This is a genomic window from Streptomyces sp. F63 (assembly GCF_018070345.1).
Taxonomy (GTDB): domain Bacteria; phylum Actinomycetota; class Actinomycetes; order Streptomycetales; family Streptomycetaceae; genus Streptomyces.
Genome location: NZ_JAGPXX010000022.1, coordinates 1 through 23,671, shown reverse-complemented (window position 1 = coordinate 23,671; position 23,671 = coordinate 1). Strand labels below are relative to the sequence as shown.

The 23,671-nt window shown below is 73.4% G+C and carries 15 protein-coding genes; 9 read left to right on the top strand and 6 right to left on the bottom strand.

The window, feature by feature from the left end; translation table 11 throughout:
- Window positions 1–94: 94 nt before the first annotated feature.
- The 5 genes from KBZ10_RS20545 to KBZ10_RS20525 form a co-directional block, all read right to left on the bottom strand.
- Window positions 95–1,519, bottom strand: a complete 1,425-nt coding sequence (locus KBZ10_RS20545) for a GH1 family beta-glucosidase (protein ID WP_210989147.1) — start codon at window positions 1,517–1,519, stop codon at window positions 95–97.
- A gap of 145 nt (window positions 1,520–1,664) precedes the next feature.
- Window positions 1,665–3,212: a GH1 family beta-glucosidase gene (locus KBZ10_RS20540; protein ID WP_210989146.1), complete on the bottom strand. Its 1,548-nt coding sequence runs from the start codon at window positions 3,210–3,212 to the stop codon at window positions 1,665–1,667.
- 419 nt (window positions 3,213–3,631) lie between these two features.
- Window positions 3,632–4,549 (bottom strand): carbohydrate ABC transporter permease, encoded by a 918-nt coding sequence (locus tag KBZ10_RS20535; protein ID WP_210989145.1) that lies wholly within the window; start codon window positions 4,547–4,549, stop codon window positions 3,632–3,634.
- Complete coding sequence (locus KBZ10_RS20530; RefSeq protein ID WP_210989144.1) at window positions 4,546–5,550, bottom strand: carbohydrate ABC transporter permease; 1,005 nt, start codon at window positions 5,548–5,550, stop codon at window positions 4,546–4,548. The genes KBZ10_RS20535 and KBZ10_RS20530 overlap by 4 nt, the downstream gene beginning before the upstream one ends.
- Window positions 5,551–5,644: 94 nt before the next feature.
- Complete coding sequence (locus KBZ10_RS20525) at window positions 5,645–6,985, bottom strand: ABC transporter substrate-binding protein (RefSeq protein WP_210989143.1); 1,341 nt, start codon at window positions 6,983–6,985, stop codon at window positions 5,645–5,647.
- Window positions 6,986–7,711: 726 nt separating this feature from the next.
- Between KBZ10_RS20525 and KBZ10_RS20520 the strand changes: the two genes are divergently transcribed.
- The 9 genes from KBZ10_RS20520 to bla all read left to right on the top strand — a co-directional run bounded on the left by KBZ10_RS20520 (window position 7,712) and on the right by bla (window position 21,411).
- A complete protein-coding gene (locus tag KBZ10_RS20520) occupies window positions 7,712–8,740 on the top strand; it encodes a LacI family DNA-binding transcriptional regulator (protein ID WP_210989142.1) in 1,029 nt (342 codons plus the stop codon).
- A gap of 696 nt (window positions 8,741–9,436) precedes the next feature.
- Complete coding sequence (locus tag KBZ10_RS20515; RefSeq protein WP_210989202.1) at window positions 9,437–10,864, top strand: GH1 family beta-glucosidase; 1,428 nt, start codon at window positions 9,437–9,439, stop codon at window positions 10,862–10,864.
- Between the two features lie 198 nt (window positions 10,865–11,062).
- Window positions 11,063–12,112: a radical SAM protein gene (locus KBZ10_RS20510; RefSeq protein ID WP_307847526.1), complete on the top strand. Its 1,050-nt coding sequence runs from the start codon at window positions 11,063–11,065 to the stop codon at window positions 12,110–12,112.
- A 24-nt stretch (window positions 12,113–12,136) separates the two neighbouring features.
- Window positions 12,137–13,825: an FAD-dependent oxidoreductase gene (locus KBZ10_RS20505; RefSeq protein ID WP_210989141.1), complete on the top strand. Its 1,689-nt coding sequence runs from the start codon at window positions 12,137–12,139 to the stop codon at window positions 13,823–13,825.
- 22 nt (window positions 13,826–13,847) lie between these two features.
- Window positions 13,848–15,317, top strand: coding sequence for an MFS transporter (locus tag KBZ10_RS20500; protein WP_210989140.1), 1,470 nt, complete (start codon window positions 13,848–13,850; stop codon window positions 15,315–15,317).
- Window positions 15,310–16,950 carry a PIG-L family deacetylase gene (locus KBZ10_RS20495; protein ID WP_210989139.1) on the top strand — a complete coding sequence of 547 codons (1,641 nt, stop codon included), beginning with the start codon at window positions 15,310–15,312 and terminating at the stop codon, window positions 16,948–16,950. Before KBZ10_RS20500 ends, KBZ10_RS20495 begins: the two co-directional genes overlap by 8 nt.
- Before the next feature lie 101 nt (window positions 16,951–17,051).
- Window positions 17,052–19,631 (top strand): glycoside hydrolase family 3 protein, encoded by a 2,580-nt coding sequence (locus KBZ10_RS20490; protein ID WP_210989138.1) that lies wholly within the window; start codon window positions 17,052–17,054, stop codon window positions 19,629–19,631.
- A gap of 187 nt (window positions 19,632–19,818) precedes the next feature.
- Window positions 19,819–20,097, top strand: coding sequence for a hypothetical protein (locus KBZ10_RS20485; RefSeq protein ID WP_210989137.1), 279 nt, complete (start codon window positions 19,819–19,821; stop codon window positions 20,095–20,097).
- Between the two features lie 426 nt (window positions 20,098–20,523).
- Window positions 20,524–21,411, top strand: a complete 888-nt coding sequence (bla, locus tag KBZ10_RS20480; RefSeq protein ID WP_374223388.1) for a class A beta-lactamase — start codon at window positions 20,524–20,526, stop codon at window positions 21,409–21,411.
- Between the two features lie 162 nt (window positions 21,412–21,573).
- Here the strand turns inward: bla and KBZ10_RS20475 are convergent, their stop codons facing one another.
- Window positions 21,574–22,809: a hypothetical protein gene (locus KBZ10_RS20475; protein ID WP_210989135.1), complete on the bottom strand. Its 1,236-nt coding sequence runs from the start codon at window positions 22,807–22,809 to the stop codon at window positions 21,574–21,576.
- Window positions 22,810–23,671: the final 862 nt, after the last annotated feature.

Here is a 23,671-nt window from a genome sequence, read left to right as displayed (position 1 = left end):
TCCGGGCGCCCCCTCGTCCACGTCCCGCCGCAGCCACCCGCGGCGGGACGTGGCATGTTCCGGTCGCCGGCCGGGGCCCGCCGGGCGGCGTCCGTCAGCCGGTGCCGCCCGGGCCGCCGGCGTGCCGGGCGCGGTGGTCCGCGATGAGCGACCGGTACCAGTGGTAGCTGTCCTTCGGGGTCCGCTTCAGGGTGTCGTAGTCGACCCGGACGATGCCGAACCTCCGGTCGTAGCCGAAGGCCCACTCGAAGTTGTCCAGCAGGGACCAGACGAAGTAGCCGCGGACATCCACGCCCGCGGCGATCGTGTCCGCCAGCACCCGCAGATGGTCGTGGAGGTACGCGATCCGGTCCGGGTCGTGGACGGAGCCGTCGTCCGCCACGGCGTCGGCCTCCGCGGAGCCGTTCTCCGTGATGAGGAGGGGCGGCAGGGCCGGGTACTCCCGGGTGAGCTGTACGAGGAGGTCGCGCAGGGCCTCCGGGACGACGGGCCAGCCCATGGTCGTGCGGCGGACGTCCGCGCGCCAGAGTTCGGCGGCGCCGATGTCCACGGCGGTGCGCGCGGCGGGGTCCGGCTCGGTGTGCGGGATGTCGCGCACCGTCATCGGGCGGTAGTAGTTGACGCCGGCGAAGTCGAGCGGCTGCCCGATGAGCTCCAGGTCGCCGTCGAGCCGCCAGGCGGGACCGGCGGCGAGCCCGCCCCACGTCTCGTGCTCGTGGCGCGGGTAGCGCCCGGCGAACAGCGGGTCCAGCCAGATGTCGTTGTGCACGGTCCTGGCGCGCCGCACCGCGGCGTGGTCGGCCGGGGTGTCCCGCTCCGGGACCAGAAGTTCGGGGTTGACCGTGATCCCGACCTCCCGGGCTCCGGCCTCGCGCAGCGCCCGTACCGCCAGGCCGTGTCCGACCAGCAGGTGGTGGGCGGCGGCCAGGGCGCCGCGGCCCTCCCGCGCACCGGGCGCGTGCCGGCCCCGGGCGTAGCCGAGGAAGGCGCTGCAGTAGGGCTCGTTGAGGGTCATCCAGCGGCCGACGCGGTCCCCGAGCCGCTCGGCGACGACGGCCGTGTACTCGGCGAAGAGCTCCGCCGTCCCGCGCGTCCGCCAGCCGCCGCGGTCCTCCAGGGCCTGCGGCAGGTCCCAGTGGTAGAGAGTCGCGCAGGGCGTGATGCCGGCCTCCAGCAGGTGGTCGGTGAGCCGGTCGTAGAAGTCCAGGCCCGCCGTGTTGACCTTCCCGTCGCCGCCGGGGCGGACCCGCGGCCAGGCGATGGAGAAGCGGTAGCTGTCGACGCCGAGGTCCCGCAGCAGGGCGATGTCCTCGCGGTGGCGGTGGTAGTGGTCGCAGGCGGTGTCGCCGGTGGCGCCGCCCTCGACCTTGCCGGGGGTGCGGCAGTAGGTGTCCCAGATGGACGGCGCCCGGCCGTCCTCGTCGTGGGCGCCCTCGATCTGGTACGCGGCGGTGGCGGCGCCGAAGCGGAAGTGCGCGGGGAAACGCGGAAGGTCCTGCGGACTGCCGGCGTCGGTCATGGGGAGGGGTGTCCTCTCACTCGTGTCACGGCGTGCGGAACGCGTGCGGTCTGTTCGGCTCGTGCGGAACGCGCACGGCTGGTGCGGAACGTGCGGCTCGTGCGGAACCTGCGGCTCGTGCGGCTCGTGCGGAACGTGGCGGGGCCTACTGCTCGGAGAGCTGCCCGGAGGGCCGCCCCGGGACCGGCCGCCCGGAGATCCGCTCGGGGAGCGGGGCGGGGTTCTGCCCGGGGAACGGCATGGGCGCCTGCTCGGGGAGCGGAAGGGGGACCTCGTCCGGGAGGCGGCCGGTGCGGGCGACTCCGGCGTACCAGCGGGCGCTGGACTTCGGAATGCGGGTCTGGGTCTCGTAGTCGATGTAGATGGCCCCGACGCGCTTGCCGTAGCCGTAGGTCCACTCGAAGTTGTCGAGCAGCGACCAGAGGAAGTAGCCGCGCACGTCGGCGCCGTCCCGCAGCGCCCGCAGGACGGCGTCCAGATGACGGTGCAGGTAGGCGATGCGTTCCGGGTCGTGCACCGTGCCGTCGGGGCCGGGCCGGTCGTCGTAGGCCGCGCCGTTCTCGGCGATCACCAGCGGCAGACCGGGGAAGTCGGCGGTGAAGCCCATCAGCAGGTGATAGAGGCCGGTGGGGTCCACGGGCCAGCCCATGGCGGTCCGTTCACCGGACGGCTGGTGGAAGACGACGCCGTCCGCCCCGGGCCAGGGTGAGGCGGCGCGCGCGGTGCCGCGCGCGGTCCGCCCGTCGGGGCGGGCGGCGGAGACGACGCGGGAGGTGTAGTAGTTGACGCCCAGCGCGTCCAGCGGCTGGTGGATCGCCTCCGGATCGCCGTCGCGTACGAAGGACCAGTCGGTCAGGCGGGCCGTGTCCGCGAAGAGGTCGTCCGGGTAGGCGCCGGCCAGCATCGGGCCGGTGAAGATCCGGTTGCCGACCGCGTCGATCCGCCGGACGGCCTCCAGGTCCTCCGGCGTCTCGGACAGCGGCCGGACCAGGTGCGGGTTGAGGGTGACGCCGACCTGGGCGCCGGGCGGCAGGGTCTCGCGGAGCACGGCGGCGGCCCGGCCGTGGCCCAGGCTGAGGTGGTGCGCGGCGCGCAGCGCGGCCACCGGGTCGGTGCGGCCCGGGGCGTGGGTTCCGGAGCCGTAGCCGAGGAAGGCGCTGCACCAGGGCTCGTTGAGGGTGGTCCACAGGGAGACCCGGTCGCCGAGGGCCTCCGCGACGATCGCGGCGTAGTCGCCGAAGCGCTCGGCGGTGGCGCGCCGCGGCCAGCCCCCGACGTTCTCCAGGTCCTGCGGCAGGTCCCAGTGGTAGAGGGTCACCGCGGGCTGGATGCCGTTCGCGAGCAGTTCGTCGCAGAGCCGCCGGTAGAAGTCGAGGCCGCGCTGGACGGCCGGGCCGCGGCCGGTGGGCTGGACCCGGGGCCAGGAGACGGAGAACCGGTAGGCGCCGATGCCGAGTTCGCGCATCAGCCGGACGTCCTCCGGCATCCGGTGGTAGTGGTCGGCGGCCACGTCACCCGTGTGGTCGCGGAACACCTTGCCGGGGGTGTGGCTGAAGGTGTCCCAGATGGAGGGGGTGCGGCCGTCCTCCGTCGCGGCGCCCTCGACCTGGTACGCGGCGGTGGCCGCCCCCCACACGAAGCCCGGCGGGAAGGAGCGGGCCGAGGCGGCGGACCGGACGTCGTGCGCGGTCATGGGAGAAGCACTCCTTGGGCTCGGTGCGGACGGCGAGGTGAGGCCCGGGGACCGGTGGGGGGTGGTGCCGGAGGCGGGCGGGCGGAGCGGGGTGGCGCGGAGCGGGGTCCCGCGGGCCGGGCGGGGACGGCGGGTGCTGCAGGGCGGTGGCGGGTGGTGCTGGAGGGTGCCGGGTGCTGCCGGGGGGTGCCGGGCGGTGCCGGGGGGTGCCGGGCGGTGCTGGGGGGGTGCCGGGCCGAATCGCGTGGGACGGTGCGGCCGGCACGGCCGGTGCCGCCGTGCCGGGACGCCGGCGCCGAGCCCCGGGCCGGGGCCGGACGCCGCCGCGGCGGGTCCTCGTCACCACGTCAGCGCCGGAGCACCGCGCGGCATCGCTCCGCGGGGGCTCCGGCGCTCCGGTGTGCGGGCCGGCGCGGGTCTCAGCTCTTGACGGCCCCCGCGGTGATGCCGCCCACCACGTGCTTGCCCAGCAGGGCGAAGACCGCCAGCAGCGGGATCGTGGCGATCAGCGCACCGGTCAGGACGACCGCGTGGTTGACGGTGTGGTTGCCGGCCCCGAGACCGGCGAGGGCCACCTGCAGCGTCGGGTTCCCGTCCGGCGTCAGCGCGATGAACGGCCAGAAGAAGTCGTTCCACGACTGGACGAAGATGAGCATCCCGAGGACCGCCATCGCCGGCCGGGCGACGGGGAACACGACGTGCCAGATGATGCGCAGGCTGTTCGCCCCGTCCATCCGGGCCGCCTCGACGAGTTCCACCGGCAGCGCCTCCAGCAGGAACTGGCGCATGAAGAAGACGCCGAACGCGGCCACCAGGGTGGGCAGGATGACCGACTGAAGCTGGTCCACCCAGCCGAGCTCGGTGATGATCTGGTAGAGCGGGATCACACTGAGCTGCGGCGGCACGGTCATCGTCGCGATGACGACCGCCAGCAGGATGTTGCGGCCGCGGAACCGCAGCTTGGCGAAGGCGAACCCGGCCAGGGTGGCGAAGAGCACCGTGCTCATGGCGACCGTGCCCGCCACGATGGTGGTGTTGATCAGCGCCTGGCCCATGTGGACCTGGTTCCAGGCGATCTCCAGGTTGGTGAAGAGCTGGTCGCCGGGGAGGAGCGGCGACGGCGCCTGGACGACGCGCTCGCCGGTGTGCGAGGCGGCGACGAGGTTCCAGTACAGCGGGAACAGCGAGAAGAACGCCGCCAGCGCGAGCACGACGTAGGTGAGCGGACCGGCGTGGTGCTGGCCGCCGGCCCGGCCGGCCTTCCCCCCGCGGCGCGGGCCCGGAGCCCTCCGGCGGGCGGCCGGGGCCGGGGGGACCTTGGTCAGGGCGTGCGTCATGAGGAGGCCCCCGTCTTCTTGCGGTTCCTGCGGGAGACCAGCGCCTGCGCCCCGCCGACGAGCAGCAGGAGCAGCAGCATCACCCAGGCGATGGCCGAGGCCTGGCCGAGGGAACCGGTGACCCAGCCCTTCTCGTACATCAGCAGGCTCAGCGTCTGGTACTGGTTGGCGCTGCCGCCGCCGATGCCGAGGCTGCCGCCGAAGATCAGCGGTTCACCGAAGAGCTGGGTGGCGCCGATCGTCGAGACGACGATGGTGAAGAGGATCGTCGGACGGATCGACGGAATGGTGACGCTGATGAACTGCCGCCAGCGGGAGGCGCCGTCGAGCGCCGCGGCCTCGTAGAGGTCGTTCGGCACGGCCTGCATCGCGGCCAGGTAGATCAGGGCGTTGTAGCCGGTCCAGCGCCAGGTGACGATGGTGGAGATGGCGATCTGCGCCGGCCACTTCTCGGTCTCCCAGTTGACCGGGTCGATCCCGAAGAGACCGAGGAAGCCGTTGATCATGCCGTAGTCGGTGTTGAACAACTGCGCGAACACGAGGGTCGCGGCGGCGATCGAGGTGGCGTACGGCGCGAGGATCGCGACCCGGTAGAAACCGCGGCCCCGCAGCTTGTAGTTGAGCAGATGCGCCAGGCCGAGCGCCATCAGCAGCTGCGGCACGGTGGAGATGACGCCGATGGTGAAGGTGTTGGCCAGCGCGTTCCAGAAGAAGTCGCTGTCGGCGAGCCCGGTGTAGTTCTCCAGACCGCGCCACTCCGCCTCGCCACCCAGCTCCACCCGGTGCAGGGAGAGCCAGCCGGTGTAGATCAGCGGGAAGAGCCCGAAGGCGGCGAAGGTGAGGAAGAACGGGGCGATGAACGTGTAGGGGGTCGCCTTCACGTCCAGCCGGTACAGCTTGCTGCGCCAGGCGCTGGGAGCCTTGCGGCGCCCTGCTGGTCGGGGGGCGGGCGGCGCGGGGGGCGGACTGCCGTCCGCGGCCGCCCGTACGGAGGTAGCCACGAGTGGCGTCCTTCCACGGGGATCGGTTCTGACGGTGACTCAGGCGTACGGGCCGCCCGCCGGCGGGAAGCCGGGCGGGCGGCCCGCCGTCCCGTTACTGATCGATCTTGTCCTCGATCAGGCTCTTCACGTTCTCCCAGGCCTTGTCCGGGTCCGTTCCGCGCTGCTCGACGTCGAGGATGCCGTTGTCGGTGAGGAAGGTCTTCACCTGGCCGTCGTAGCGGCCGATCGGCGCGGGCTCGATCTTCTGGGCGGCGGCGGAGTAGATCTCGCCGATCGGGGTGTCACCGAAGTAGTCGATCTTGGCGGTCTTCACCTCCTCCGACTGCATGGCCTCGGTGGTGGACGGCATCAGACCGGCCTTGGCGAAGACCTTGGCCTGCTGCTCCGGGGCGGTCAGCCAGGCGGCGAGCTTGGCGGCCTCCTTGGTGTGCTTGCCGGCCTTCGGCACGGAGAGGAAGGAACCGCCCCAGTTGGCGGCCACCGGCGGCGCGGCGATGTCCCACTTGCCCTGGTTCTCCGGGCCCGCCTGGTCCTTGATGATGTTGGTCATCCAGCTCGGGCAGACCACCGTGGCGAACTTGGAGTTCTTGAACGCCGCGTTCCAGGAGCCCTTCTCGTCGAACTGGCGCAGCTTGGCGGTGAGGTCCGCCTCCGCCGCCTCGACCGCCAGGTCCCAGGCCTGCTCGACCCCGGAGCTGTTCTCCCAGTCGAGCTGGCCGCGGGAGTTGGAGTACTGCTCCGGCGAGCTGGAGATCACGGCGTTGAACAGGCCGCTGGCGGAGTCGTGGAAGGCCGTGCCCTTGGGCGCGTTGGCCTGGTACTCCTTGCCCTGCTCGATGAACTTCCCCCAGTCGCCCTCCCACAGCTTGCCGACCTCCTCGCGGTCGGTCGGCAGGCCGGCCTTCTCGAAGAGGTCCTTGCGGTAGCAGATCGCCATCGGGCCGATGTCGGTGCCGAGGCCGATGACCTTGTTGTCGGGTGTGGTCGCCTGCTTGATCTTCCAGTCCAGGAAGTCGGCGGTGGAGACCCCGTCGGCGGTGGAGAGGTCCACGAACTTGCCGGCCATGGCCGGGCTCGTCGCCTCGGCGATGTAGCCGACCTCGATCGCCTGGATGTCGGAGAGGCCGCTGCCCTGGGAGAGCCTCAGCTTCAGGGTGTCCCAGTACTTCTGGCCGTCGGAGACGTTGTTCTCGACGATCTTGATGCCCGGGTTCAGCTTTTCGTACTCGGCGTAGAGCTTGGCGCCCGTCTTGTTGTCGTAGCCGAACGACCCGAAGGTGCCGACGCGCAGCTCGATCTTGCCGTCGCTGCCGGCCCCGCCTTCGGAGTCGCCGCCACATCCGGTGATCAAGACGGCGCAGGCCGCGAGCCCGGCCACCGCCGCTGCCGCGGTTCTGCGGCTGCGGCCGCGGGTCCTGCTGGAAGTGCGCATTCCACTCTCCTTGTCCAGGTGGATCTCTGGGCTGATGCCACGGGACGGTCCGCACCGGGGCGGCCGGGGCGGCACGCGCGCCGCCGGGACGCCGGCCGGGCCGGACCGTGAGGGGGCTTGACCGGCCGGTTCGGGTCCCTTCCGGACCGGCGGCCCTGGTGGTGCTGGGCGCTGCCGAGTACGGACCTCCCCCGGAAGGCCCGACTCCGCCTGGCGAGGGGTGGGAGCGCTCCCACTCGTGCCATGCCCGAAGGTTTGCGCCTCAGCGGGAAAGTGTCAAGACGTGAATACGGTTTCGTTGTGCGCATGTGTCCTAACGGCCACCCGGAGCCGCGAAAGGGCGGACGTAGGGGCAGGCGGGGAGGGGTGCACGGGCGGCCGCGAGACCTCAACCGCCACGCGGACCGGCGCCGTTGCCGCATGAGGGCCCATCACTTCCCGAAGGGAGGACGGCAGCGCCGGGGCGGCGGGGCCGCCGCGGCGGGACGAGGCGGAGCCCGGCGGCCGCGGCGTGGAACCACCCCCGGCACCGGCGCGGGAGTGACTGGGGCGACGCGTGTACGCCCCAGCGGCTCGGATAGCATGGGAGCGCTCCCAAAGGGTGGGGCGGGATCGGGCCGGGCGCCGGTCCGAACGAGTGGCCGGAGACGGCCCGAACCGGCACTGCCGGCCTCCCCGCACGACCCGTCGGGGCGGCCCGGACAGGGCCGACGGTGGGGAGGCCTGATGGCGGTGAACGGACGGCGGAGCCGGCAGCCGACACTGGAGGAAGTCGCCGCGCGAGCGGGAGTCGGCCGGGGGACGGTGTCCCGGGTGATCAACGGCTCACTGCGGGTCAGCGACCAGACCAAGGCCGCGGTCGAACAGGCCGTGGCCGAGCTCGGCTACGTGCCGAACCGGGCGGCGCGGGCGCTCGCGGGACATCGCACCGACGCGATCGCCCTGGTCGTGCCGGAAGCGGAGACCAAGCTCTTCGCCGAGCCGTACTTCTCCGACATCGTGCGGGGAGTCGGCGCGGAACTCGCCGAGACGGAGATGCAGTTGCTGCTGACGCTGATCCGCACGACGAAGGAGCGGCAGCGGTTCGCGCAGTATCTGCGCGCGCAGCGGGTCGACGGCGTGCTCGTCGTCTCGGTGCACGAGCACGATCCGCTGCCGGACCTGCTGGAGGACCTGGGGCTGCCGGCCGTGCTCAGCGGGCGGCGCTCCGATCTGGAGTCGGTGTCGTACGTGGACTCCGACAACGTCGGCGGAGCACGGTCCGCCGTCGCGCATCTGCTGGCCGGCGGGCGGCGCAGGATCGCCACCATCACGGGCGCGCTCGACATGTACGTCGCCCAGTGCCGGCTGGACGGATACCGGCAGGCCCTGCGGGCCGCGGGGATGGGGAGCGACGGGCATCTCGTGGCGGAGTCCGACTTCACCGAGAGCGGAGGGCGGCGGGCGATGGCGGAACTGCTGGCACGGGAGCCGCGGCTGGACGCCGTGTTCGCGGCGTCGGACGTGATGGCCGCCGGTGCGCTGGGCGCCCTGCGGGCGGCCGGGCGGCGGGTGCCGGAGGACGTCGCCCTGGTCGGCTTCGACGACTCGGCGATCGCCCGGCACACCGATCCGCCGCTGACGACGGTGCGGCAGCCGATCGAGGAGATGGGGCGGGCGATGGCGCGCGTCCTGGTGGAGGAGATCGGCTCCCGCACGACGGCGAAGCGGCATGTGGTGCTGGGGACGCGGCTGGTGCGCCGGGACTCCGCGTAGCGGCTCCGGCGCGGCTCCGGCCGGGGGCACCGCGCGCCCGGGCGGCGGCGCACGGCGCGCGGGGAGGGAGGGGACGGGACGGGGAAGCCGTGCGCTCCGGCACGGACCCGGCCCGGCCCGGGGCGCGGCCTCGCCCCCCCCCGGGCACGCCCGCCGCCCCGGCACGCCCGCCGCTTCGGCCCGCGGAACCCCGGGCGGGGAGGCGGCGCCCGAGCCGGGCGGGAGCGGAGGGGTGCGATTCATTTGTTGAAAGCACCGGCCGGTCCGTCGGCGGCCGGACCGGCGCCGTGCCCGCCGCCCCGGCGGCCGGGTGCTCCCGGGCCGGGCGGGGCGGGAGACGCGGCCGGGACGGGCGCGGCCGGTGGCGGCGGTGGGCTTTTCTTTCCGGGGAATTGCTGCTCGCACACACCGGCGGGCGAGGAAAACGGCAGGTCACGGGCGCACGACCGACTGCCGGGGTTGCGTCCGCACGCCCCCGGCGCGGCGGAGCGCAGCGCGTTGAAATCTTGACACCGGCTATCCGCTCCGCCACATTTGTGGGAGCGCTCCCAGAGATTCTTCCGCTACTCGCCCACCCGCTGCGGTCCAGGCCGGCCGGGCGGCCGTTTTCCGCCCGATTTTGGGAACGCTCCCACTCGCTTCGCAGGTGCGCTGCGAGCCGTATTCGACAGTTGTTGAAGAGGTCCGGACGTGACAATGCAGGATGAACAGACCGCTGTGGCACCCGAGGCGGAGCCTCGGGTCGCCGCCTTCCCGACCGGCTTCCTCTGGGGTGTGGCCACTTCCGCCTACCAGATCGAGGGCGCCGCGGACGCGGACGGCCGCGGACAGTCCATCTGGGACACCTTCGCGCATACCCCCGGACGGGTCGTCGGCGGCGACACCGGCGACGTGGCCGCGGACCACTATCACCGCTACCCCGAGGACGTCGCCCTGATGTCCGAACTCGGACTCGGCGCCTACCGGTTCTCGGTCTCGTGGCCCCGGATCCAGGCGGACGGCTCCGGCCCGGCGAACGCCCGGGGCCTCGACTTCTACCGGCGCCTGGTGGACTCGCTGCTGGAGCGCGGCATCGAGCCGGCGGTCACCCTCTACCACTGGGACCTCCCGCAGGCCCTGGAGGACAAGGGCGGCTGGCTCAGCCGGGACACGGCCTACCGCTTCGCCGAGTACGCCGGGATCATGCGCGAGGCGCTCGGGGACCGGGTCAAGCTGTGGACCACGCTCAACGAGCCCTGGTGCGCGGCCTTCCTCGGCTACGGGGAGGGCAAGCACGCCCCGGGCGTCCAGGACCCGCCGGCCTCGCTGCGCGCCGCCCACCATCTGCTGCTCGCCCACGGCCTGGCCGTCCCGGCGCTGCGCGCCGCGGCGCCCGGGCCCGTGGAGATCGGCACCACCCTCAACTTCTACCCGGTGTCCTCCGCCTCGGACGCCCCGGCCGACCTCGACGCGGCGCGCCGCATCGACATCCTGCAGAACCGCCTCTTCCTCGACCCGGTGATGCAGGGCGGCTACCCGGCCGACATCCGGGCGCACCTGGAGCGGGTCTGCGGCACGGAGCACATCCTGGAGGGCGACGAGGCGCTGATCGGGGCGCCGATCGACTTCCTCGGCGTCAACTACTACACCTCCTACCACGTGGCGGGCGGCGGCGAGCCCGCCGAGGGCCCGGGATCCTGCTGGCCCGGCGCGGAGGACGTGCGGTTCCTGTCCTGCGGCCGGCCGCTGACGGACATCGGCTGGGAGATCGACGCCCAGGGGCTCCGCACCATGCTGGAGCGGATCAACGGCGACTACCCCGGCATCAAGATCATGATCACCGAGAACGGTGCCGCCTACGACGACCCGGTCACGCCCGACGGCAAGGTCCACGACGCCGACCGCATCGCCTACGTCGACGCACATCTGCGGGCCACGCAGCAGGCCATCACGAACGGCGTGGACGTGCGCGGCTACTTCCTCTGGTCGCTCCTCGACAACTTCGAGTGGGCCGAGGGCTACGCCAAGCGCTTCGGCATCGTGCACGTCGACTTCGACAGCCAGCTGCGCACGCCCAAGGACAGCGCCTTCTGGTACGGCGGGGTGGCCCTGCGCAACGGCCTCTCCGGCGACGGGAACGGCTGACCCACCACCAGCAGGCGGCACCTGAACGGGGGACCCGTGTACGGAACGGACGGACAACCGGAGTCACCGGGGTTACCGGGGTTACCGGAGTCACCGGGGTTACCGAAGTCACCGGGGTTACCGGAGTTACCGGGAGACCTGGGAGCGGCCGACGTCGGCCGCAAGCTCGACCTCGTCGGCAAGCTGTACCAGCGCTCGGTGCTGCCGGCGGTGCGGGAGGTCGCGCGGGGCCGGCGGCTGAGATGGCCGCTGGTCGTCGATCTGGATCCCACGACCCTGTGCGATCTCGCCTGCCCCGAGTGCATCAGCTCGGGGGGGCTCAACCAGGGGCAGTTCTCCCGGGACCGGATCACCGAACTGGCGCACGAACTGGCCGGTTCCGGGGTGCGGGCGGTGATCCTGATCGGCGGCGGCGAACCGCTGATGCACCGTTCCATCGGGACCGTCATCGAGGTGCTGCACGGCGCAAACATCCGCATCGGGCTGGTCACCAACGGCACGCTGATCGGCCGCTATCTCGACGAGCTGGCGTCCATGCTCTCCTGGGTCCGCGTCTCCCTGGACGCGGCCACCCCCGGGACGTACGACGTCTTCCGGCCCAGCCGCCGCAAGTCCAGTGTGTTCCCGCAGATCATCGCGGACATGCGGCGGCTGGCCGAACGCAAGGCCGGGCGGCTCGGCTACTCGTTCCTGCTGATGCAGCGCTTCGACGGGCAGGGGCGGCTGACGGCCACCAACTACCCCGAGGTGCAGCAGGCGGGCGAGCTCGCCAAGGACATCGGCTGCGACTACTTCGAGCTCAAGGCGATGCTCGACGCCGACCACTTCACCGTCAACCAGGCCGCCGAGCACACCGAGCTCGTCGAGGAGCAGTGGTCCCGGCTGCGCAAGCTGGAGGACGGCTCGTTCCGGCTGCTGAGGTCCTCCAACTGGCTGGCCGTCCGGTCCGGTGCGGACCCGGTGCAGAAGAAGGAGTACGCGGCCTGCCCGGTCGCCGAGCTGCGCACCACGGTCACCCCCGGCGGCGTCTACATCTGCCCGTACCACCGGGGCCACGAGAAGGGGAAGCTGGGCGACATCGCGGAGATGCCGTTCGGGGAGATGTGGGCCCGCGCCGACACCACCGTCATCGACCCGCGCGAGGACTGCCGCTTCCACTGCGCGCGGCACCCCGTCAACGTCGAGATCAGCGGCTTGCGGCACCGCGAACCGCCCGAGCCCGTCGACGACTTCGACCCCTTCATCTGACGGCCCACCGGAGACCCCCACGCCATGTCGCCCTCACCCGGACCCCGGCCGGTCCCGCCCCGTGCCGCGTCGCTCCCCCGCGCCAGGAGACGCACGCGGATCGCAGTCATCGGAGCGGGGCCGGCCGGTCTCACCAGCGCCAAGCAGGCGCTGGCCGAGGGCCACGAGGTGGTGGTCTACGAGAAGAACGCCGATCTGGGCGGGATCTGGGACCCGGCCTCCGGCGGCGCCTACCCCGGGGTGCGGATGCAGAGCTCGCGGATGAGCTTCCCGTTCTCCGACTTCCCGCCCCGCGGTGTGGACGACTTCCCCACGCTCCCGCAGATGCACGCCTATCTCCGCTCCTACGCCGAGGCGTTCGGGGTGCTGCCGGTCTGCCGCTTCGGCCACCGGGTGGTCCGGGTGGCGCGGGAGGCGGACGGGTGGCGGGTCACCGCCCGCCGGGAAGGCCCGGAGCAGGAGGCCGCCGGGGCCCGCGGGAGCAGCGAGGTCTTCGACGCGGTGATGGTCGCGAGCGGCGAACTGTGGGAGCCCCGGCTGCCGGAGAGCCTGCCGGACCCGGCCGCGCCGGTCCGGGTCCGGACACCGAAGTCGTACCGAGGCGCGGCGGACTTCGCCGGGCGCCGGGTGCTGGTGGTCGGCGGCGGGGTGAGCGGCGCGGACATCGCCGCCGAACTGTCGGACACCAGTGCGCGGGTGGACTGGTCGGTGCGCGGGCGGGCCCTGTTCCTGCCGCGCGACTGCGGGGGTGTCTACAACGACGCGCTCTTCTCGTACGCCGGCCGGGTCGCGCTGGAGGAGATGCCCTACCGGGACTATCTGGCCTGGCTGGGCGAACTGCTGCCCGAGTACATGGCGATGTACCGGGAGACGGGCCTGCTGCCGGCGGACGGCTTCCACGGCGCCGTGCAGGTGAACGAGAAGGCGGTTCCGCGGGTCCACCGGGGCCGGATCACGGTCCGCCCGGCGTTCGAGCGGTTCACGCCCGGCGGCGCCGCGGTGCTGGCCGACGGCAGCGAGGAATCCTACGACGACGTCGTGCTGTGCCTGGGTTACGGCATGCCGGACTACGGCTTCATCGAGGGCTTCCGCCGCGAGGACCTCTACGAGCACCACTTCTACCGGCACGACCCGACGCTCGCCGTCATCAACACCCCGGTGGGCACGGAGGGGTTCGGCACCGCCTGCCCCTACTTCGAGACCATCGCCGCCTGGGCCCTGGCCGTGTTCGCGGGGCGGGCCGCGCTGCCGGACGCCGAGGCGATGGCCGCCTGGTGCGCGCGGCACCCGGGCCGGCCGGACGACCGGCGCTACCTCGACTGCTGGCTGGAGACCATCCGCATCGGGCTCGCCGCGGGCACCCTCCCCGATCCGCGCACGTCCTTCGCCGCCTACTGGCGGCTGGTGTCGGGCACGGTGGCGCCGTCGCGGCTGCGCCCCGGTGGCCCGGCCGTGGCGCGCCCCGCGACGTACGACGGGCTGTTCGACCTGGACCACCTCCGGCACCGGATCCTCGCCGCCCTCCCCCTCTCCGACCGGGACGGCCTGCTGGCCGCGGGGGACATCGGCCGGACGGACTACGAGGCCGCGCTGCTCGTCCCCGACGGCCGTGTGCTCCCGCCCTGGCTGCCCTACCGGCAGCGGCGCCGCTCCCGGCTGCCGACGGCCGCGCCCGGGCCAGGCCCGCAGGCGTTCCGCAGTCCCGTCCCGTGACCGACCCGCGCCAGGGAGAAGCGTGCACACCACCACCAGCGCCACCGCCAGGACGCGCGTCGCCGGCGTCCTCAGGGACGGCGCGCTCAACAGCCTGATCGGCGTCACCGGCATGGTCGGGGTCGCCGGAGCCATGGTCGTCACCTCCACCAGCCTGTTCCTGTCCGACGCGGTGCGGGTGTCGCCGCTGATGATCGGGCTGTTCTTCGCGGCGCGGGCGGCGTCGGAGATCCTCTCCGACCTGGTCGTGGGAGCGCTGTCCGACCGGATGTCGAACCGCCGCTCCCTGCTCGCGCTGTGCGCGGCCTGCTCGGCCGCCGGCGCGGTCGCCTATCTGCTGCTGCGCGACTACTACGCGCTGCTGGTCGCGGGAGCCCTGTTCTTCGGCATCGGCGGCGCCGTCTTCTCGCAGCTCTTCGCCTACACGCGGGAGTTCGCGGACAGCCGGGGCACGGACGCCGCGTTCTTCAACTCGGCGCTGCGTTCGGTGACGTCGGTGGCCTGGATCGTCGGCCCGCCGTTCGGTTTCCATCTGATCTCCTCCCGCGGCTTCTCCAGTCTGTTCTTCGCCGCGGCGGTCTGCTACCTGCTCTCCGCCGCCCTGTGCGTCACGGCGCTCCCGGACACGGCGGCGGCCCGGCCGGAGGGCGGCGGGGGCGCGGTGGGCGGCGACACCGCGCGCGCCGGCGCCGCGCACGCCGGCCCCGCCGGGAGCCCGGCGGGGAATCCGGCGGGGAATCCGGCGGGGAATCCGGCGGGGGGCGCGCCGGAGGGCACGGCCGCGGAGAGCGCCGCCGGGACGGAGCGGACGGCTCCCGAGCAGGCCGGGATGACCGGCCCCGAGCAGGCCGGGGGAGTCGTCCGGGAGCAGGCCGGGGCGGTCGTCCCGGAGCAGGCCGGGGCGGTGGCCGCCGTGCCCGCCCCGCCCCGCAACGCCTTCTCCGGGCTCACTCCCCGCGTCCGGTCCCTGATGGCCGTCATCGTGCTGATGCTGACCGTCAACAGCGTCTACCAGATCAATATCGCCCTGTTCGTCACCAAGGACCTGGGGCTCGGCAAGGGCTTCGCCGGGGTACTCCTCGGGCTGGCCGCCGCCCTGGAGATCCCGCTCATGATCTACACGGGGGCCCGGGCCGAACGGATCGGCAAGTGGCGGCTGGTGACCGTCGCGGCGGTGTGCGCCACGCTGTTCTTCGCCGCACTGCCGTTCACCGGGTCCCCGGTGGTCCTGCTGCTGCTCCAGGTGCCCAACGCGCTGTGGACGGCGATCGTGCTCAGCATCCCCGTGATCATCCTGCAGAACGCCATGTCCGACCGGATCGGCGCCGCCTCCGCCCTCTACGGGGCCTCCTTCAAGGCGGGCAGCTTCCTCGGCGGGATGACCGCCGGCTCCGTCGCCCAGTGGCTCGGCTTCACCCATGTGTTCTGGGCCTGCGCCGCGCTGAGCGCGGTGGCCGCCCTTCTGCTCGTCACCGGAGGAAGAGATGAGTAGCACTCCCGGACCGGACGTCAGCGTCGTCGTCCCCACCTACAACCGCGCGGGTCTGCTGCGGCACACCCTGGACTCGCTCACCCGGCAGACCCTGCCGTCCGGGCGGTTCGAGGTGCTGGTCGTCGACGACGGCTCCACGGACGGCACCGCGCGGCTGGTGACGGAGTACGAGGACCGGCTGGCCCTGCGCTACTTCGCCCACCCCGACGAGGGCTACCGCGTCGCCCGTGCCCGCAACACGGGGATCACCAACGCCCGGGGCGGCGTCTGCGTCCTCGCCGACTCCGGCGTGCTGCTGCACAGCGGCGCGCTCCGCGCCCATCTGGACAGCCACGCCGCCTCCGAGCGGCCGGTCGCCGTGTGCGGCTACGTCTTCTGCTTCAACGAGGACAACGAGGACGGCGCCGAGATCGAACGCGCCATCGACTACGCGGACCCGGATGCCTTCATGGCGGGCCTGCGGCGCGAGGGGCGCTGGCTGGACATCCGCGAGGAGTTCTACGCCAAGTACGGCGAGGACTTCGCCGCCCTGCCCGCGCCCTGGCTGGTCTGGTGGACCTGCAATGTCTCCGCCCGCACCGAACAGCTCCGCTCCGTCGGCCTGTTCGACGACGCGTACCGCGCCTGGGGCGCCGAGGACGTCGACCTCTCCTACCGGCTGCACCGCGACGGCGCCGTGTTCGTCGTGAACCGCGACGCCTGCGCCGTCCACGTGCCGCACAGCAAGAGCTACACCGAGAACATGCGGTCGGTCGCCGCCAACTACCGCTACTTCGCCTCCAAGTACGGCACGCCCATCACCTCGCTCGTCGACGGCAACCACTTCTTCGCCATCAACGACATCATCCGCGACCGCGGACTGCCCAACTGCGCGGAGCACCTCGCCGCCGAACGGGCGGAGGCCGACGGCCCGCACGGCCCGCCCCGCCGGGTGCTGGTCTTCTCCCCGCACCAGGACGACGAGGTGATCGCCTGCGGTGGCACCATCGCCCGCCGCGCCGCCGAGGGCGCCCGGGTGCAGATCGTCTTCTCCACCGACGGCTCCCGCTCCCACCGGGCCGTGCTGGGCATCGGCAGCGATCCCGGCCCGGAGGAGCTGGCCGGCATCCGGCAGAAGGAGGCGGAGGCCGCGGCCCGCACGCTGGGCCTGGGACCGGACGACGTCCAGTTCCTCGGCTTCACCGACACGGCGCTCGCCGAGGCGCTGCCGGAGTTCCGGGCCCGCGTCCGCGCGGTGCTCCAGGCCCACCCGGACGTCGAGGAGGTGTTCCTGCCGCACGAGATCCGGGAGCTGAACGCCGATCACCGGCTGACGGGCGAGGTCGTCCTCGACTGCCTCGGAGAACTCGGACTGGCGCCCCGGCTGCGGAAGTTCGTGGTCTGGGACGAGCAGACGGAGGCCGAGTTCGGCTTCACCAACCGCAGCGAGCCCGGCCGCTCCGTCCCCGACGGCGGGGAGCGGCTGCTGTCCCTCGACATCCGCGAGCACCTGGAGACCAAACGGGCCGCGCTGGCGGAGCACCGCACCCAGGTGACGCTCTACAGCCCCGCCCAGGACCGTCCGGTCGTGCCGGACGCCTTCGCGGCCCGCGTCCGCGCCCGGGAGGTCGAGCAGTTCTGGGTGCCGGTCTGACGGCCGCTCCCCGCTCCGGTCCCGCCGGCGGCAGCCCCGGCGTCCCGGCAGCCCCACGACCTGACAGCCCCGCCCCCCCGTCCGCGTTCCGAGGAGGACCGGTGCCCCCCTTCGCCCACTGGCCCGCGTGGCCACGCGTCGCATCCGCCGTGCCGGCCGACCCTGCCGTCGAGGAGCGCGTCCGCTCGATCCTCGCGCGGATGACGCCCGAGGAGAAGATCGGCCAGCTCGTCCAGCCCGAGCTGGCCGAGCTGACGCCCGGGGACGTCCGCACGTACAAGATCGGCTCGGCGCTCAACGGCGCGGGAATCTGGCCGGGCGGCAACCGGCACGCCGACCCGGCGGACTGGGTGAAGACGGTCGACCTCTACTGGGAGGCCGCCGAGGCGGCCTACGCGGACCGGCCGTTCCGCGTCCCCTTCATGTGGGCCACCGACGCGGTGCACGGCCACAACAACGTGTACGGGGCGACGATCTTCCCCCACAACATCGGCCTGGGCGCCGCCCGCGACCCGGAGCTGCTGCGCCGGATCGGCGCCGCCACGGCCCGCGAGATCGCCGCCACGGGGATGGACTGGACGTTCGCGCCCACCGTCACCGTCCCGCGCGACCGCCGCTGGGGCCGCTACTACGAGGGCTGGTCCGAGGACCCGGAGCTCGTGCACGCCTACGCGGCCGAGATGGTCGCCGGCCTCCAGGGCGGCGGCGGCCCGGACGGCCTGACGGCCGCGGCCCGGGTGATCTCCTGCGTCAAGCACTGGGTGGCCGACGGCGGCACCGCCGACGGCGGCGACCGCGGCACCTGCTTCGCCCCCGAGGACCTGGTGCGCAACCTCCACGCCGCCGGTTTCGTCTCCGGGCTGGCCGCGGGCGCCCAGTCGGTGATGGCCTCCTTCAGCAGCTGGGAGGACCCGGCCAACTACGACCACTCCCCGCGGCACGGCCCGCCGTACAACGCCAAGGTGCACGGCAGCCGCTACCTGCTGACCGACGTGCTCAAGCGCGCGATGGGCTTCGACGGCATCGTCATCAGCGACTGGGACGCCCACGCGGAGGTCGCCGGCTGCTCGGTCGGCAACGCCAACTACGCCCTCAACGCCGGGCTGGACGTCCTGATGGTCGCCGGCCGGGAGGCGTGGCGGTCGGTGTACCGCAACGCCCTCGCCGGGCTCCGCACCGGGGAGATCCCGGCCGCCCGGATCGACGACGCGGTGACCCGCGTGCTGCGGGTGAAGATGCGCGCCGGCCTGTGGGACCGCCCCCGGCCCCGCGACCGGGCCCTGACCCACGGCACCGCCGTCCTCGGCTGCGCGGAGCACCGGGCGCTGGCCCGGGAGGCGGTGCGCAAGTCGGTCGTCCTCCTCAAGCACACCGGCGGGGTGCTGCCGCTGCCGCGCACCTCCCGGGTACTGGTGTCCGGAAGCGGGGCCGACGACATCCGGAAGCAGACCGGCGGCTGGACCCTCACCTGGCAGGGCAACGACGTCGGGCTGTCCGACCTGCCGGGCGCCACGACCGTCGCGGGCGCGGTCCGGGAGATCACCGGCGAGGAGCGCTGCACCGTGGACCCGTACCCGGGCCCGGTGGACCCGACGGCGTACGACGTGGCGCTGGTCGTCATCGGCGAGGACTCCTACGCCGAGATGCGCGGCACGATCAAAGCCTGGCGCTCCCTCGCCTACTCCGAGCTGAAGGCCTCCTACGCCCGCGATCTGGAGACCCTGCGGCGGCTGCGGGCGGCCGGGCTGCGGGTGGTGACGGTGATGCTCACCGGCCGCCCCCTCTACACCACCGAGGAGATCAACCTCTCGGACGCCTTCGTGGTCGCCTGGCTGCCCGGCACCGAGGGCGGCGGTATCACGGACGTCCTGTTCGCCGGCCCGGACGGCGAGCGGGCCCACGACGTCCGCGGCCGGCTCGGCTTCAGCTGGCCGGGCAGCCGCCGCGCCTCGGCCGCCAACCGGATCCCGCCGCACATCCCCGGCTACCGGGTGCCGCCGGAGGAGCAGGAGCCGGCGGGCGAGCACGCGCCGCTCTTCCCGTACGGCTACGGCCTGTCGCTGGACGACGCGGACCCGCACCGCCACCCGCTCCCGCTCGACACCTTCGAGGACACCACTCCCCCGCCCCCGGCCGCCGGTCCGCTGCCGGTGCTGGGCGCGGGCTCCGGCTACCGCTTCCGGATCGGCGGCCACAACACCTGGTCCCGGGTGGACGTCTCGCCGGAGGAGCCGGTGGACTCCCTGATCGTCCGCTCCGAGCCCGGCGGCCAGGGCGATCCCCCGGGGGCCCTCACCCTCACCTTCAAGGGCTATCCGGTGGCGTTCGTCTACGCGGAGCGGCCGGAGCCGGACGCGCAGCCGCTCGACCTGCGCGGCTACGCGGACGACGGCGGCCGGCTGGCCTTCCGCCTCCGGATCACCGAATCCCCCTCGCAGCCGCTTCTGCTGGCCTGCCACGACGACTACCCGGCCCAGCCGGGCCTGGACCTGACGAGGCGCCTGGCCGGTGCGGAGCCGGGCCGGTGGTGCGAACTGGCGGTTCCCCTGGCCGAGTTGGCGGACCTGGGGATGGATCTGCGCCATGTCGACGTGCCGTTCATGCTCTACACCGAGGGCACGGCGGTCGTCTCCGTCGCCGATGTGCGCTGGCTGCCCGGCAGCCCCGGCGGGGAGGGGTGAGCCGCCGATGCCGTTCCGCTCCTCCTCCCGGCCACCGCCGCCGTCTCCGTCCCCCTCCCCGTACTCCGGGCCCCCGGAGGCGCGGCCGGCCCCCTCCTGGGCCGTCCGCGCCGAGCCGTCCGCGACACCCGCTCCGGCAGCGCACGGACACCGGGCCCGGGCCGTTCAGCGGCGGTGGCTCGGGGCCGTGCACGTCCCGGACCGCTACGAGCGCGTCCTCAGCTCGGTGACGACCGCCGCGGCGGCGGTGGCGGTGCTGACCCTGGCCGGCGAAGTCCGTCCCGCGGCCCCGCCGGCCGACGGCGGCGGTCCGGGCATCTGCGACACCGCACCCGGAGACGACACCGCACCCGGGAACGGCACGCCGGCGGGCCGTCCGGCCCCGCCGCCCCACCACCGGCCTCCTGCCCACGGCCGGGACGCGACCACCGCCCTCGGCCCGCTGACCGGCCACTACACCGGTTAGCCCGCATTCGCCCGGGCCGCTCTTCCGCCCCCGCCGGGCGGCCCGGGTCCGCGGGCCGGTGCGCGGAAACCGATCCCCGCGCACCGGCCCGCACCCCGCCGCCCCCTGATCGGTCCTTACCGGCCAACGGCCCCCGCCCCGGCGCCCTGCCGCCCCCTCGCCGCAGAACCGCGGAACCGCAGAGCCGTGAGCGGTGAGCGGTGAGCGGTGAGCGGTGAGCGGGGCGGCTTTCCGCCCGCCCCGGCGGATGCCGGCTGCTCCAGAACCGGACGAGCCCCTGGTGCGTCTTCGGGATTGGTCTGGTCCACCATCGGGGACCGGACCGGCAGCCGAACCCCTCACACACCCGGAGTCACGGTCTTGAACACGGCACACGGAACCCGTCCGGCCCGCCGCGCGCTGTTCCTTCTCGGCGCCGGAGCGGCCCTGGCCGCCTGCGTCCCCTCGGACGGAGCGGCCGCCGCGCCCTCACCGGCGCCCCCGGCGCCGGCCCCGTCCCCGTCGCTGCCGCCGTCACCGCGCAGCCGTGAGGTCTCCCGGCGCCTCCGGGCCCTGGAATCCGAACACGGCGCCCGGCTGGGCGTGTTCGCGCGGAATCTCGGCACCGGTGAGACCGTCGTCCGCCGCGCGGACGAGCGGTTCCCGATGTGCTCGCTGTTCAAGCCGATCGCCGCCGCGGCCGTCCTGCGCGACCACGACCGGCGCGGCGCGTTCCTGGCCCGGCGCATCCGCTACAGCGACAGCGACCTCGTCGTCCACTCCCCCGTCACGGAACAACACGTGGCCGAGGGCATGACCGTCGGGGAGCTGTGCGACGCCGCCCTCCGGTTCAGCGACAACACCGCCGCCAACCTCCTCCTCCGCGAACTCGGCGGCCCCCGCGCCGTCACCCGCTTCTGCCGCTCCATCGGCGACCGCACCACCCGACTGGACCGCTGGGAGCCCGAACTCAACTCGGCGGAACCGTGGCGGGCCGAGGACACCACCAGCCCGCGGGCGATCGCCCGCACCTACACCCGGCTCGCCGCCGGGGACGCCCTTCCCCCCGCCGACCGCGACCGGCTGACCGGATGGATGCTGGCCAACACCACCAGCGACGAGCGGTTCCGGGCCGGTCTCCCCGCCGGCTGGGACCTCGCGGACAAGACCGGCGGGGGCGACTACGGCACCAACAACAACGCCGGCATCGCCTGGACCCCGGACCGCACCCCGATCGTGCTGGCCGTCCTCACCACCAAGCCCGCCCCCGACGCGAGACCCGACAACGCGCTGATCGCCGAAACCGCCGCGCTCCTCGCAGCGGACCTGGGCTGATCCGGCCGTCCCCTCCGTCCCGCCCGTCCCGTTCTCCCGGCCGCGTCCTCCGTCCCGTCCTTTCGGCCGCACCCCCCGGGCCGCGCCCCCCGGGCCGCGCCCGTACAGCGGCGCCCGTACAGCGGCGCCCGGGAGCCGGGACCGGGCCGGGAGGGCGGCGGACTACCGCCGGTCGGCACCGCGCACGATGTCGACCAGATCGGAGGGACGGGGGATGCCCATGCCGTACGCCAGCACCACGGCCGCCGTGGCCGTGACGCCGAGCAACGGGCCCATGACCTCCGCCGGCACGCCGCCCCACGAGGCGGCTCCCAGTACTCCCAGCACCACGGCGCCGGCCGCGGCGAACCGGAGGCCCGCACGATCGACAACCGGTTCGACCCCGACCAGGTCGGCTTCGTCGAGCAACTCCCCTATCCGGCCCTCGGCGTAGCGCTCGGCGATGGTCAGCAGCATGACGGCCAGATCGTGGTAGGCGGCCGCGCTGTCCCGATCCTGTCTCACCTCGACCGCGCGCAGTGCGCCGATGACGTGCGCCGCATGCGCCCTGAGATGCCGCCGGTGGTGGCGGCGGGCGGAGACGTTGCGGGTGCGGTACGCCCGCCGGATCACGCGTTCCGCCACCCGCAGGGAGATCCGCGGCGGTGTGCCCAGCCGCGTCCTGGCCTCCCACTTCCGGCAGGCCCGCGCGCTCTGCACGGCAGCCGCCACGAGCACCACCACGGGCCAGTACCGGCGTCCGGGCGCCGCGGAATCCAGCGGGTGCGGCGCCTCATCGCCGGACACGCTCCCGGAGTGCAGCACCGACGCCAGAAGCGGGCGGGCTGTCAGGAAGACGGCCAGGAGCAGCAGCAGAAGCATCGCGGAGACGCGGACCGCGCCCAGCGATCCCACCGGATCGCCCAGGTACTCGGCCACCGGCGCGCCGACCTTCTCCCTCGCCTTGTCCACGAACAGGTGGACCGCTTCCGCGAATTCCGACCGGGCCTCGGACAGGGAACCGCGGAAGGACGACGCGGACTGGAACAGGATCCACGCCTCCGCCGCCCCGTTGAGGATCACCACGGGCACCACCACGAAGACCAGCAGGCGGAACGGAACCGTGGCCAAAAGGCTCTTCCACCAGTGGGTGATGCACAGCGGAATCCGGTAGGGGTCGGTCGCCACACGGTTGCCCACCACCGGCAGCAGGACCTCCCGGGTGTCCCGGATGAGCCGGCCGGCGAACGACCGCACCAGCCCCGCCCGCAACCGGAGGTACGGCCGGACGACACGGTGCCGCAGCCACGAGCGGCTCCCCTCCGATACAGCGGAGTCCAGCAGGAGCCCCAGGACCATCAACACCAGCGCGGCAGCCACCAGCAGGAGGTCCGGGGCAGTGGACAGGGTGATGCTCATGCCGGGAGTATTCCCGCGCCGCCATTCGCAGGGAGCCCGGTCGGCGAATCCCGGGTGACGGAAGGCCCCCTCCCCGCACCGCCACGGGCGGCGGACGGGTGATCCGAAGCACCGTCGTCAAGCCTGACCCGAGACGATCAGCAGGCCCCCGTTCCGAGGGCGAAGGCCAGGCCACCGGTCGCCGCACCGGCGAACGGTGACGGCCACTCCGGTGAACTCAACAGTGCGGAGCGCGTGGAGACTCGGCCGCTGCAACGACAGAACCGTGAGCAGGGCCAACTGTTGCAGCACTGCCGGAAACGATTGCGGTGCCGCAGAGCGGCTGTCTTCTTCGCGAAGGAGGGGCATCGGGCGTCTGCTTCTGCCAACCACCTGCGATGGGTTGGTGGAAGTGTGAGTGGAAGTGGGAGTGGGAGTGCAGGCGCGGTGGCGGGTGGGTTGGGGTTGGGCGCCGGGTGGGCGGCGCGGTGGTGGTGGCGGGTGGGTTGCGGGCTGCCGGGTGGTTGTCGTGGTGGGGGTTACGGCATCCGGGTCGGGGTTGGGCGGGGGTCGGTCGTCTATCCGGTGTCGTGCGTGCCCGGGGTCGGTCGAAAAGCGTTGGCGTGGCTGGTGCCGGTGGGGGTGCGCGGAAGCACACGCGCGCCGGTGCTCTTCGGCTGCTCCACCGTCGTGGCGGGCTGTCGGTGGTACCGATCGTGGTGGGCGGTCGTGCGGGCCAGGGGTGAGGCGTTCGGGTTCAGGTGGTGGGGGTGTGGGGTGGGGTGGTGTAGGTGTGGCCGGTGGGGGCGGTCCAGCGGACCTCGCCGGTGTCGGGGTCGCGTTCCGCTTGCCATCGGGTGCGGTGTTTCAGCAGGTGGTGGCG